The 13,357-nt window shown below is 63.9% G+C and carries 11 protein-coding genes; 8 read left to right on the top strand and 3 right to left on the bottom strand.

The annotated features are described in order from the left end of the window. Positions 1–70 precede the first annotated feature (70 nt). The 8 genes from RCO31_RS22110 (at position 71) to RCO31_RS22075 (ending at position 10,484) form a co-directional block, all read left to right on the top strand. Positions 71–1,402 carry an FAD-dependent oxidoreductase gene (locus RCO31_RS22110; protein ID WP_308970671.1) on the top strand — a complete coding sequence of 444 codons (1,332 nt, stop codon included), beginning with the start codon at positions 71–73 and terminating at the stop codon, positions 1,400–1,402. 37 nt (positions 1,403–1,439) lie between these two features. Further along, on the top strand, positions 1,440–2,714 hold the full coding sequence (locus tag RCO31_RS22105; RefSeq protein ID WP_308970670.1) for an aconitase X catalytic domain-containing protein: 1,275 nt from the start codon (positions 1,440–1,442) through the stop codon (positions 2,712–2,714). Beyond that, complete coding sequence (locus RCO31_RS22100; RefSeq protein ID WP_308970669.1) at positions 2,711–3,160, top strand: aconitase X swivel domain-containing protein; 450 nt, start codon at positions 2,711–2,713, stop codon at positions 3,158–3,160. The genes RCO31_RS22105 and RCO31_RS22100 overlap by 4 nt, the downstream gene beginning before the upstream one ends. A 128-nt stretch (positions 3,161–3,288) precedes the next feature. Next, positions 3,289–5,040, top strand: a complete 1,752-nt coding sequence (locus RCO31_RS22095) for an iron ABC transporter permease (protein ID WP_308970668.1) — start codon at positions 3,289–3,291, stop codon at positions 5,038–5,040. A gap of 29 nt (positions 5,041–5,069) precedes the next feature. After that, positions 5,070–6,092, top strand: coding sequence for an extracellular solute-binding protein (locus RCO31_RS22090; protein ID WP_308970667.1), 1,023 nt, complete (start codon positions 5,070–5,072; stop codon positions 6,090–6,092). Between the two features lie 17 nt (positions 6,093–6,109). Next, complete coding sequence (locus tag RCO31_RS22085; protein ID WP_308970666.1) at positions 6,110–7,210, top strand: ABC transporter ATP-binding protein; 1,101 nt, start codon at positions 6,110–6,112, stop codon at positions 7,208–7,210. A 163-nt stretch (positions 7,211–7,373) separates the two neighbouring features. Beyond that, positions 7,374–9,047 carry a dihydroxy-acid dehydratase gene (locus tag RCO31_RS22080; RefSeq protein WP_308970665.1) on the top strand — a complete coding sequence of 558 codons (1,674 nt, stop codon included), beginning with the start codon at positions 7,374–7,376 and terminating at the stop codon, positions 9,045–9,047. Positions 9,048–9,236: 189 nt separating this feature from the next. Further along, positions 9,237–10,484 carry a threonine synthase gene (locus RCO31_RS22075; RefSeq protein WP_308970664.1) on the top strand — a complete coding sequence of 416 codons (1,248 nt, stop codon included), beginning with the start codon at positions 9,237–9,239 and terminating at the stop codon, positions 10,482–10,484. A 163-nt stretch (positions 10,485–10,647) separates the two neighbouring features. Here RCO31_RS22075 and RCO31_RS22070 read toward each other — a convergent pair whose 3' ends face one another. From RCO31_RS22070 to gnd, 3 genes are all read right to left on the bottom strand, one after another. Beyond that, positions 10,648–11,616 carry an alpha/beta hydrolase gene (locus RCO31_RS22070; protein ID WP_308970663.1) on the bottom strand — a complete coding sequence of 323 codons (969 nt, stop codon included), beginning with the start codon at positions 11,614–11,616 and terminating at the stop codon, positions 10,648–10,650. Between the two features lie 119 nt (positions 11,617–11,735). After that, on the bottom strand, positions 11,736–12,245 hold the full coding sequence (locus tag RCO31_RS22065; RefSeq protein WP_308970662.1) for a gluconokinase: 510 nt from the start codon (positions 12,243–12,245) through the stop codon (positions 11,736–11,738). 3 nt (positions 12,246–12,248) lie between these two features. Next, entirely contained in the window at positions 12,249–13,229 is a 981-nt protein-coding gene (gene gnd, locus RCO31_RS22060) for a phosphogluconate dehydrogenase (NAD(+)-dependent, decarboxylating) (RefSeq protein WP_308970661.1), read from the bottom strand. Positions 13,230–13,357 lie beyond the last annotated feature (128 nt).

The raw sequence follows: 13,357 nt of genomic DNA, 5'->3' as shown, positions 1-13,357 counted from the left end.
GGATTAGCATCGGGTGCGCAAGCAACAACGAGTCCGTCAAAAGGACGGCGGGATTTTCGGGAGAAGGCGCATGGCGGGATCCTTGGGCGTCTCGGTCGGAACGCATATCGTCCGCCGGACGGGAAACGGCGCGGTGCGGAAGGTCGAGGCCGACATCTGCGTGGTGGGAGCCGGCATTGCCGGTACGTCGGCCGCGATCGAGGCCGCCCGGCTGGGACGCAAGGTCGTGCTGATCGACGGATTGCCGGCGCTGGGCGGACAGGCGGTGAACTCGATCATCGGCACGTTCTGCGGCCTGTTCTCCAACGGCACGCATGGCTATCAGTTCACCCACGGCATCGCCGATGACATCCTGGAGACGCTCGGCAGGAACAGCGAGCAGCTTTATTACCGGAACGGGCCGCTGACGACCGTCGTCTATTACGACGAGGTTGCGCTCGGCCGCTGGATCGAGCGCACCGTGCGCGAGCTTGGCATCACCGTGATCGTCGGCGCGGTGCTGCGTCAGGCGGATGTCGAGAATCGGCGCATCAACCGGCTGCATCTTGCGACACGCTACGGCGACGTCGATGTCGGCGCGACAGGCTTCGTCGATGCCAGCGGCGATGCGGCCTTGGTCTGGCAGGCGGGATTTGCCTGCCGCGAGCCGTCCGACGGCCCGGTCTTCGGCACGCAAATGGTGATCCTGGAACACATCGATGAGGACAAGCAGCCCACGCGTGATGAGATCGGCGCGCGGATGAAGGAAAAGGGCGCCGACTACGGCCTGGTCCGGCGCGAGGGGCTTGGCTTCATCATCCCCGGTCGCGGCGTCGCGGCCATGAACATGACGCATGTGGAAACGCCGCTCGACCCGATCGAGGCGTCGGTCAAGGGCATCGACGGCAAGGATCAGGCCGACCGCGCCGTGACATTCCTGCGCAAGGAATTTCCCGAATGCTTCGGCAACGCGCGCGTGCGCGCCTATGGCTTCCCGGGCATCCGCCAGACGCGCTGGATCGTCGGCCGCCAGCAGCTTTCCGTCGATGACGTGCGCGCGGGCACCAAGTTTCCCGATGCGGTGGCGCGCACCGCCTGGCCGATCGAGCTGCACGACCACGGCAGCGGCCACACCTGGCAGACCTTCGATCAGGATCATGTGCACTACGTGCCACTGTCGAGCATGATCCCCGCGGAAGGCGATAACGTCGTCGCCGCCGGCCGTTGCATCGATGCCGACAATGCGGCGCTGTCGAGCGTGCGCGTCATGGGGCCGTGCATTGCCATGGGCGCTGCCGCCGCCAAGGCGCTGGACCTCGCAGGCACCGGCAGCGTGCACCAGATCGATATCGCGGCGCTCGCCAGGCGGGTGCATGATAACGTTGAGACGAAACACATGCGGTGGCCGGGCAGGGCCGCCTGACAGACGTCCGGTGCGGGTCTAGGCGCGTGGGCCATACATGAAACTGACCGACTACGAACAGGCGATGTACGACGGCGTCCATGGCCGCGCCAAGGCGCGGGCGATGGATCTCCTGGTGCGTTATGGCGAGGCGCTGAGCGCCGAGCGGCTGGTTGCAACCAACAACGTCGCCGGGGCGTTCAATGCATCCACGCCTTCGGTGCGGGAGCTCGTCAAGAAGGGTTTCGATGCGGTCTATTCGGAGCTCAACCTCGACAGCAAGGAGGTGGTCGAAGTTCCGCGGATGGCCGCCAATACATGTCAGCTCATCACCGGCATCGACAATGCGAACTGGCGCGTGCAGGGAATCCCTGACGACCTCGCCGAACAGCAGAAGCGCGGCGAGGAATTCTTCGGCAGCCGCGGCATCAACATGTTTGCGACCTGCACACCGTATCAGGTCGGCAACGTGCCCGTGAAAGGCGAGCACTGTGCATGGATGGAGTCGTCCGCTGTCGTCTACTGCAACTCCGTGCTCGGCGCGCGCACGAATACGGAAGGCAAGGAGAGCACCGGCGCCGCCGCCCTGACCGGGCGCATTCCCTACTGGGGCTATCACATCGCCGAGAACCGGCGCGGCACACACCGAGTCGAGATCGATATCGACGTCGACGACATCATGGATTGGGGCCTGCTCGGCTACTATCTCGGCGAGATCATCGACGATGAGATCCCGGTGCTGACCGGGCGCTACCGACAGCCGAACCTGATCAAGCTGAAGCATTTCGGCGCTGCGGCGGCTTCGTCGGGCGGCGTCGAAATGTATCACATTCCCGACATCACGCCGGAGGCGCGTTCGATCGAGGAGGCCTTCGGCGGCAATCGTGTGCGCGACACCGTGCGGTATGGCGAGGCCGAGCGGCGCGCGGCCTATGACAATCTGAACTGCGCAACCGACCGGAACGTCGATTTCGTGATGCTCGGCTGTCCGCACAATTCGATCGATCAGGTCTGGCTGATCGCGTCGTTGCTGGACGGGCGCAAGATCAGCGCCAACACCCAGCTCTGGGTGCATACGCCGCGCGCGTTGCGCGACGTCGCCGACCGCAACGGCTACACGAGAATGATCATGGACGCCGGTGGCTTCGTCATGAGCGACACGTGCCCGGCGATCTCGCGGCACATGCCGAAGGGGACCAGGGTCGTCGCGACCGATTCCGCCAAGCAGGCGCACTATCTGCCGGCCATCACCGGCGTCTCGGCCTGGTTCGGCTCGGTGAAGGATTGCGTCGAGGCGGCCATCAGCGGACGCTGGGAGGGAGGCCTGCAATGAGCGACACGCTCGCGCCGACAAACGACGCGGCCCGGATCGTGCTGCGCGGCCGGAAGGTTGTGGGCGGCTGTGCTGAAGGCGAAGCGATCGTCACCCGCGACACCATTTCCGGCTGGGGCGGCATCAACGAGCGCGACGGCACCGTGATCGAGCGCCGGCACGAGCTCCGCGGCCAGAGCTTCAAGGACAAGGTGCTGGTGTTTCCAGGCGCGAAGGGCTCGTCCGGCTGGTCCGCCTATTTCCACATGGCGCGGCTGAACGGCGCTTCGCCGCGCGCCATGATCTTCAACAAGATGACGACCAAGGTTGCGCTCGGCGCGGTGGTCACGCACGCGCCGGCGATGACCGAGCTTGAACGCGACCCGCTGCAGATCATCGAGACCGGCGACTGGGTGAAGGTCGATGCCGACAACGGCATCGTCGAGATCACGAAGCGACGGCGCTGACGACGAGAGCATTTTCCGGAAAGGTGGATACCGGCTTTCCGCAAGAAGATGCGACCACTAAGGGAATCCGGAGCGTGTCCCGTTCAACCTGAACGGAATACGCTCCGGGGGCTGGGGAGAGGACTGCAATGTCCGAACAGACGGCCGGCAGACTGGCGGTCAGGCGTGACGAAGGCACGCACATGCTGGACCGGCTGCGTGCGCTCCTGCGCGGCCGCAATCTGGCGGTGCTGGCGCTGATCCTGCTCCTCGCCTTTCTCACGGTTTATCCGTTGTCGATGCTGCTCTATGGCAGCCTGCATTCGACGCCGCCCGGCACCGCCGGCAGCTTCAATCTCGAGGGCTATCGGCAGATCATGACCGCGCACAACGCGGTCGTGCTGCTCAATACAATCGGCATCTCGTTCGCCAAGACGATTCCCTCGCTGGTCGTCGCCATCTTCCTGGCCTGGATCATCGCCCGCACGGACACGCCTTGTCGCGGCGTGCTCGAGGTGATGATCACGCTGCCGTTCTTTGTGCCGCCGATCCTCACGGCCATGGCCTGGGGCATGCTCGGCAATCTGCAGGTCGGCCTTATCAACCAGACCTGGAAGGCGATCACCGGCTCTGAAACCTCGCCGATCAACGTCTATTCCTATGGCGGCGTGATCTGGCACATGTCGCAGTATACGACGACATTCCTCTTCCTGTTCCTGGTCGATGCCTTCCGGGCGATGGATCCAGCGCTCGAAGAGGCGAGCCGCATGTGCGGCGCGTCGCGCTGGACGACATTCCGCAAGATCACGCTGTTCCTGCTGCTGCCGGTGCTGACGAGCGGGGTCATGCTGAGCTTCATCCGCGGCATCGAGAGCTTCGAGTCGCCCCTGTTCTTCGGAACGCCGGCCGGCATCAAGGTCATCTCCACGGAGATCTATGACCTGATCACCCAGCGCGCGGTGCCGGAGTATCAGTCGGCGACGGCACTGAGCTTCGTCATTCTTGGCCTGATGCTGCTGCTGGTGGTCTGGCAATGGACCGTGCTGCGCGGGAAGAGCTTTCAGACCGTCACAGGCAAGGGCTTCAATCCCGGCGTGGTCAGGCTCGGAGCCTGGCGCTGGGCGACGTTTGCCTTCTGCCTGCTGTTCTTCTTCGTCACCACGGTGTTGCCGGTCGGCCAACTCGCGGTCGGCTCATTCTTCCAGTTCTTCGGCTTCTACGGCTGGGACATGCTGACGCTCGATCACTATCGGGCCGTGCTCGGTGACAGCGAGTTCTGGCGCGCGACCAGGAACACCATGATGCTCGGCCTCGTCGGCGCCACGGCGACAATGGTGCTCGGCAGCATCGTGGCCTACATCTCGATCCGCACCACCTGGCGCGGGCGGCGCCTGATCGATGCGATGGCGTGGCTGCCCTGGATGATGCCGGGCATCGTGCTGGCGATCGGCTTTTTGTGGGGCTTTGCGATGCTGCCGGCGCAGATCCCGATCTACGGCACCGTGTGGGCGCTGTTCCTCGCGTATCTCGCGCTCGGCACGCCGGTCTCGGTGCGGGTGATGTCCGGCGCCTACGCGCAACTGTCCTTCGATCTCGAGGAATGCTCGCGCGTGCACGGCGCCACCTTCTTCCAGACGTTGACGCGCATCCTGGTGGCGCTGGCATGGCCGGCGTTTGCCGTCGGCTGGGTGCTGGCCTTCTTCGGCATCATGCGCGAGCTGTCGGCCTCGATCATGCTCTACACCACGGGCTCCGAAGTGCTTTCGGTCGTGCTCGTGAAGCGCTGGGTCAACGGCCTCGCGGAAGAGGTGAGTGTGATCGGGCTGATGATGATGGCGCTGGTGATCGTGTTCCGCTGGGTGCAACTGGCGGTGATCAAACGACGCATAAGTACGCTGTAGATAACGCGACAAGGGGAAGGGAGGGTCTGATGCTCGGAAATCTCTGCAAGGTCGCCGTCATCGCGGCGAGTATGACGGTCGCGTCGATCGGCATCGCGCGCGCCGCGGATGAGGAACTGCCGGCCGACGTCATTGCCGCGGCGAAGAAGGAAGGCAAGGTCGCCTTCTACACCTCATTCTTCGGCGCAAAAGCCCATCTCGACATCATCAAGAGCTTTGAGGCAAAGTACGGCATCGCCGTCGAACTGCTCGACGTGCGCGCTAGCGAGATGACCGAGCGTATCCGCACCGAGCAATCCTCGAAGCGCTATATCGCCGACGTCGTGCAGAACGGTGCCGCAAGCCTCGTGCGGCAGCAGCGGGAAGGTTACCTGCAGCCGCATGGCGGCATCCCCAACGCCAAGAACTTGCTCGCGGAGCACAAGGAGACCGATTTTGGCGTGCCGACCTATATTCTCGGTTACGGCATTCTCATCAACAAGAATGCCGTGAAGGGCGACGACGTGCCAAAGTCCTGGCAGGACCTGAAAGATCCGAAGTGGAAAGGCAAGATCATCTCCGACGACCCGCGGGCGCTGGGCGGCGGCAACGTGATGTTCACGGCATTCCAGGACAAGCTCGGCGACGACTACAACAAGGCGCTTGCGCAACAAGCGCTGGTGCTGAGCCGCGACGTCGGCAACGACGAACGCCGCGTCGCGCGCGGTGAGTATCCGATGCGCATTCCGCAGCTATTCTCGAATTGGCTGGCGCTGAAGAAGCTGCCAGTGATGTTCATCGTTCCGGTGGAAGGATTACCTTACATCCGCTTCGACTTCGGCGTGCTGAATGGCGCACCGCATCCGAATGCCGCGCGTGTGTTCATCAACCATTACCTCAGCGAGCAGGTGCAGACAGCCTATGCCGCCGCCGGACTGATGCCCGTCGTCGACGGAGTCCTCGACAAAGCGGGCGAGGCGGGTGCCGAACTGAAGGGCATCAAACTGCTCGGAACCACCGACGTGGATCACCAGAACGCGATGCTTGATCGCGCCAAGCAACTCTATCCGTAAATTCCGCGAGGACGCCGATGACTGCTGTTCTGCTTGAAAATGTCAGCCGTGCGTTCGGTGCGACGCTGGCGGTCGACCGGGTGAACCTCAAGGTCGAGGCCGGCGAGTTCCTGACGCTGCTCGGTCCGTCGGGCTGCGGCAAGACCACGACGCTGCGCATGATCGCGGGGCTGGAGCAGAACACGACCGGACGCATCACCATCGGCAACACTGTGGTCAGCGACGCCGATCGCTCGATCTTCGTGGCGGCGGAGCGGCGCCGCCTCGGCATGGTGTTCCAGTCCTACGCGATCTGGCCGCACATGACCGTGTTCGACAACGTCGCCTATCCCTTGCGAATCCGCAGGCGTCCGGCGGACGAGATCAAGCAGCGGGTGATGCGAACGCTCGATCTGGTGGAGATGCAGAAGTATGCCGAGCGTCCCGCGCCGGCGCTTTCCGGCGGCCAGCAGCAGCGTGTCGCCATTGCGCGCGCGCTGGTGTTCGAGCCAGAGGTGCTGCTGCTCGACGAGCCGTTGTCGAACCTGGATGCGCGGCTGCGCACCCAGACAGGTGACGAATTCCGCAAGCTGCAGAAGCGGCTCGGCATCACCAGCCTCTACGTGACGCATGACCAGGAAGAGGCCATGGCGCTGTCAGATCGCGTCGTAGTGATGGAGGGCGGCAAGATCCTGCAGGTCGGGTCGCCGGAGGAGATCTACCAGCGGCCCGGCAGCCGCAGCGTCGCAGCGTTCTTCGGCTCGCCCAATCTGCTCGATGCCGAAGTGACGGCAAGCCAGCCGGCCGATGCCGGCTATTTCCGTCTCGACGTGGCCGGGCGCAACTGGCGGGGCCACTGCCAGGCGGCCTCGCGCATATCGCCCGGCACGCGTGTCGGCGTGCTGGTTCGCCCCGAATGCATTGCGCTGACAGCGCGGGACGCAACAGCCGACGCCGACAGCATCCGCTGGGACGGGCGGGTCAAGGAAATGATCTTCCGCGGCTCCCGCCGGTCGATCGCGGTCGAGACTGCGGCGCAGGTCCTTCGCGTCGAGGCCCCGTCGCAGCAACCCGTTGCCGTGGGAGACAGCGTCACGCTGACGACGTCGGCCCGGACCGCCTGGGCGATCGAGAGCTAAGCGCTATGCGAACCCGTCGTCATTGCGAGGAGCGAAGCGACGAAGCAATCCAGCGCGGCGCTTGCGGCGAATTCAGACTGGATTGCTTCGCCATAGGCGAGCGAAGCGACGCCGTTCTACGACGGCTATGGCTCGCAATGACGCAAAAGTAATGCCTCACAACATGGCAAGAAAGCTTCGGAGCAATGCAGAGTATGGCAACGCGCGCTGGGCGACCCGGCGTGCACTCTGGCGCGCCCTCGGACTGACGGATGAGGATTTCGAGAAGCCGAAGATCGCGGTGGTCAACTCGTCCTCGGACCTTGCGATCTGCTACGCGCATCTCGACGGCATCGCTGCACGCATGAAGCAGGCGATCCGCGCCGCCGGTGCGGTCGCCTTCGAAGTCCGCACGACTGCGCCGGCGGACTTCGTCACCAGTTGGGGCCACAGGGGCGGCTATATCCTCTCGGCGCGCGACCTGATCACCAACGATATCGAAGCGCAGGTCGAAGGCGCGCTGCTCGACGGCATGGTGTGCCTTGCATCCTGCGACAAGACTCCGCCGGGCCAGTTGATGGCGGCCGGCCGGCTGAACATTCCGACCCTGATCTTCTGCTGCGGGTACCAGCCGAGCGGACAGCACAACGGTCACATCTGCGACATCGAGGATGTGTTCGCAACCGCCGGCGGGCTCGCCTACGGCAAAGTCTCGATCGATGAAATCAAGGCGATGAGCGATGTCGCCATTCGCGGCCCCGGCGTCTGCGCTGGAATGGGCACCGCCAACACGCTGCACGCCGCCTGCGAAGCGCTTGGCATGTCGTTGCCGGGCTCGACGCCGATTCTCGCGAACAGTCCAAGGATGTGGGATTTCGTCGAGCAGGCGGGCAGGCGCATCGTTGCGATGGTCGACGAGGACCTGAAACCGCGCGACATTCTCACCCGCGAGGCGTTCGAGAACGCCGTGATGGTGATGCTCTGTGTCAGCGGCTCGATCAATTCGGCCAAGCATCTGTCTGCGGTCGCGCAGGAGGCAGGCTGTGATATCGACCTCTACAAGCTGTTTGAGACCTATGCCGACATGATTCCGCTGCTGACGGCTGTGCGTCCGAACGGCGAGGCGACCACGGAGGCGTTCGAAGCAGCCGGCGGAACGGCTGGCGTCATGAAGCAGCTCGAGCGTTTCCTGAAAAGAGGCGCGAAGACGATCACCGGCAAGACATTGGCCGAGAATCTCGCAAGCGTGGTCGTCGCCGACGAAGAAACCATACGCCCTGTGACGCGACCACTCGGCACGCACCCGACCATCGTCATGTTGCGCGGCAGCCTTTCGCCGGAAACCAGCATCGTCAAGCTCAGCGTGACCGAGCAACGCAATCTGCAGCTGCGCGGACCGGCCGTCGTGTTCGAGACAGCAATGGATGCGATCGACGGCATCCAGCGCGGCAAGGTCAGCGAAGGACAGGTGGTGGTGGTGCGGGGCCTTGGTCCGAAGGGAACGCCGGGCATGGGCGTGGCCTCGGCGGTGGTGTTCGCCGTCCTCGGCGCCGGCCTTGCCGGCAAGGTCGCCGTCGTGACGGATGGGCAGCTCTCGGGACTGACCAATGTCGGCATCACCGTGGCGGAAGTGGCGCCGGAAGCAGCGGTGGGCGGCCCGATCGGCCTTGTCGAGAACGGCGACATCATCGCCATCGACGTGGCGAAGCGGACCGCCGATCTGGAAGTGTCTGAGGCCGAGCTCGCCACACGGCGCGCAAAGATCTCCAAGTGGTCGACAACGGATGAGCGAGGCTGGCTCGCCATCTACCGCGACCTGGTCGAGCCAGTCGCAAAGGGCCGCATCCTCCGACGTTGATCGTGAGCCTCGGCGTCATTGCGAGCGAAGCGAAGCCTGCTCGTCATTGCGAGGACGAAGCAATCCAGTGCGGCGGTTGCGGCAGACTCAGACTGGATTACTTCGCTCGCAATGACGGGGTCTTGCTTTATTGGTGAGCGGATGGTCAGCTTGCTCCCAATACGAAGGCAAAGGACGAAGGCAATCGAAATGAACGACGACGAGAATTTGCGCACCGAGCGACCGACGTTCGTGACGCATCTGGAATGCTCCTACACCGGTGAGCGGTTCGAAGCGGACCGGATCCACGGCTTGTCGTCGGCGGGAAAGCCTTTGCTGGTCTGCTACGATCTTGCGGGTGTGCGGAAGGCCCTGAGCAAGGAGCAGCTCGCGCAGCGGCCGCCTGACATCTGGCGCTACCGCGAGCTTTTGCCGGTGCGCCGCGTGCAGGACATCGTCAGCCTTGGCGAGGCGCTCACGCCGCTGGTGCGTCTGCCGAACCTTGCGCGGAAGCTTGGCGGGGCTGAGATCATCGTCAAGGACGAGGGACGGTTGCCGACCGGTTCCTTCAAGGCGCGGGGCCTGGTGATGGCGGTCTCGATGGCGAAGGCGCTCGGCATCACGCACATGGCGATGCCGACGAACGGCAATGCGGGCGCCGCGCTCGCAGCCTATGCAAGTCACGCGGAGATCAAGAGCACGGTGTTCTGCCCTGAAGACACGCCGGAAGTGAACGTCAGCGAGATCGAGCTGCAGGGCGCGACAGTGTACCGGGTGAACGGCCTGATTGACGATTGTGGAAAGATCGTCGGCGAGGGGAAGGCGAAGGTCGGCTGGTTTGACGCGTCCACGCTGAAGGAGCCGTATCGGATCGAGGGCAAGAAGACCATGGGTCTGGAGCTTGCCGAGCAGCTCGGTTGGGACGTGCCGGATGCGATCTTCTACCCGACCGGCGGCGGCACCGGCCTGATCGGCATGTGGAAGGCGTTCGCCGAGCTCGAAGCGATCGGCTTCATCGGCAAGAAGCGCCCGCGCATGATCGCGGTGCAGGCCGAAGGCTGTGCACCGATGGTCCGCGCGTTCGAAGCAGGCGAGGAGCATGCGCCGCGTTTCGAGAACGCGCACACGATCGCGTCCGGCATCCGTGTGCCGGCAGCGGTCGGCGATTTCCTGATCCTGCGTGCGGTGCGTGAGAGCGGCGGATACGCCGTCGCTGTCAGCGATGACGCCATTACCCAGGCGGTCGAGGAAGTGGCGCGCGGGGAGGGGCTGTTGCTGTGCCCGGAAGGGGGCGCGACCTACGCCGCCTACAAGCAGGGCCTGAAGGACGGACGCGTAAAGCCGACCGATCGCGTGATGCTGTTCAACTGTGCGACGGGCCTGAAATATCCGCTGCCACCGGTGACGCGCACCATCGATCGGACCAAGCCGATCGATTTCAATCAGTTCGCGCGGTGATGCCGCAAATTCCGGGTCGTCCCTGCGAAAGCAGGGACCCATAACCTTCGCGCTGATCGATTGCGGAGCGCATGACAAGGCAACTCAGGTCTTTCGCATCATCGACGTCACGGCGTATGGGTCCCTGCTTTCGCAGGGACGACCTCGCGTTTTCTGCCGCTTCCTATCGATGATTGTCCTTGAGAAATGAAATGAGCGCGCGGTTGACCTCTTCCGGGCGCTCCTGCTGCGTCCAATGCCCACAACCCTCGAGGATGATGGTGTTGCGTAGTTGCGGGACATGCTGCTTGAGATTGGGGACAAGCTGATCCATGCCGCGGAATCTGTAAACGAGATCGCGGTCTCCAACCATATAGAGAGCCGGCACGGTGACCTTCGCGCCAGCCCATGGCGCGAGAAGCGCCCAGTTGCGGTCGATGTTGCGATACCAGTTCAGGCCACCGCGAAAACCGGCGCGCGTGAATTCCTCGACGTAGAAGTCGACGTCCTGTTGGGTGAGCCATGGCGGCAATGTCGTTGGCATGGGCCGTCGCGAGAGCCAGCCGCCAGTGCGCGGGACCATCCCGACGTTCGCCGTATCGCCCGGCTCTGCATTGCCCGAGGTCGAGACCAGCGTGCCCATGATCGTCGCCCTGACGTCGTTTTCGAACTCCCGTTCGGCAACACCCGGCTCCTGGAAGTAGAGCTGGTAGAACATCGCGGTGTCGGTCTGCGGCATGACGCTGGTCGGAAGCACAGAGCCTCGCGGACGAAACGGTACGCTCAGGGCGGCGACGGCCTTGAAGATGTCGGGCCGAAACAGGGCCGCGTGCCAGGCGACCGGAGCGCCCCAATCATGTCCGACGACGACGGCTTCGGTCGAGCCGAGCGCGCTTACGGCTCCGACCATGTCGCCGGTCAGTTGAAACAGGGTGTACTGGTCGATGTCATGCGGCTTGTCGGTCTTTCCGTAGCCACGCATGTCCGGCGCAACGGCATGATAGCCGGCTTCCGCCAACGCCTTGAGCTGGTGCCGCCACGAGTACCAGGATTCGGGCCAGCCATGGCACAGCAGCACCAGCGGGCCTTGTCCCGCTTCGGCCACGTGCATCGAAAGTCCGTTGGTCTCAATCGTCCTATGCGAGATATCCATGGTTTCGTCCCTCACATTGTTCGCTCGGCTCTCGACTGGCCGAGCTGATCAAACCCTGCTTTGGCGTTGCCCGCAATCGCCTTCAGCCGCTGGCCGCGAAAAGGACGCGGCGTTGTCGTTCAACTGTTAAGCGTCTGCACGATCTCGTCGACGATGGCGTCGATGCTCTTGTCGATTGCAATCACCAGTGCCCGCTCGGCAGGCTCCGGCTCTTCCAGCGCCGCGAACTGGCTGTCGAGCAGGCTCGCGGGAAAATAGTGCCCTTGGCGAAGCTGCAGGCGGCTCATGATGAGTTCGCGCCCACCTTGGAGGTAGACGAGTTTCACCCCGGGCCGCCCGTCCGTCAGGATCTTGCGATAGGCGCGCTTCAGCGCCGAGCAGGCGATGACGATGGGTCGCGGCCCCGGGCGTTGCCTGTCGATTTCGGCTGCGATCGCGCGCAGCCACGGCCATCGGTCGTCATCCTTCAGCGGCGTTCCCCGACGCATCTTCTCGACGTTGCTGGCTGGATGGAACGCGTCACCATCGACGAACGTCCAGCCGCGGCGCTTTGCCAGCGCCTCGGCGATGGCCGTCTTGCCCACACCGGACACACCCATGATGACGATCGCGTGAAATGCGTCCGGCATCGGTTACGTTTTCGGTTCTTTATGACCGCCAAAGCCATCGCGCATGGCCGACAGCACCTTTTCCGCAAACGTGTGGTGTTGCCGCGACCGGAAGCGCGCGAACAGCGCCGCCGTCAGAACCTCGGCCGGTACGGCTTCGTCGACCGCGGCGTTGACGGTCCAGCGGCCTTCGCCGGAATCCTCCACGTGGCCGGAATAGCCGTCCAGCGTTGCGTTGCGCGCCAGCGCCTGGGCCGTGAGATCGAGCAGCCAGGAGGGGATCACGCTGCCGCGCCGCCAGACCTCGGCGATGTCGGCGATGTCGAGGTCGAGGCGATGATCTTCCGGAAGCGCCTTGCTATTCGCGTTCTTCAGGATGTCAAATCCCTCGGCATAGGCCTGCATCAGGCCATACTCGATGCCGTTGTGGATCATCTTGACGAAATGACCGGCACCATTCGGCCCGGCATGGATGTAACCCTGTTCAACACGCGGATCGCGACCCTCGCGCCCCTGCGTGCGCGGAATATCGCCAAGGCCCGGTGCCAACGCCGCAAACAGCGGATCCAGGCGATCGACGACGCTCTTCTCGCCGCCGATCATCATGCAATAGCCGCGTTCGAGCCCCCAAACGCCACCGGAGGTTCCGACGTCGAGATAGTGGATGCCTTTGCTGCGCAAGGCCTTTGCGCGCCGGATGTCGTCCTGCCAGAATGCGTTGCCGCCGTCGATGATGACGTCGTCCTGGTCCAGCAGGGTGGCAAGCTCGTCGATCGTGTCGTCGGTGGTCTTGCCTGCCGGCAGCATCACCCAGACTGTGCGCGGTTTTGTCAGCCGTTTGACGAAATCGGCCAGAGTTGCGGCGTGATCGGCGCCTTCCGACGACAGGGCGGCCACGGCGTCGGCGCTCCTGTCATAAACCACCGCGCTGAAGTCGCCCGCTCTCAGCAGCCGACGTACGATATTGGCGCCCATGCGCCCCAGGCCGATCATGCCGATCTGCATTGCGTCCTCACCCGTTTGGCGTTTTGTTGCTAGTGTCGTGGATCAGAAATTCGCACCATCGTTGCCGCGAGTCCAACGTGCGAATTTCTGATCCATAAACGACACTAGAATCACAAACTTGCTAGTGT

Origin of the sequence: Bradyrhizobium sp. LHD-71 (genome assembly GCF_031157255.1) — a bacterium.
GTDB lineage: Bacteria > Pseudomonadota > Alphaproteobacteria > Rhizobiales > Xanthobacteraceae > P52-10.
Note: the sequence above shows the minus strand (reverse complement) of the source record. Positions and strands in the feature narration are given on the sequence as shown.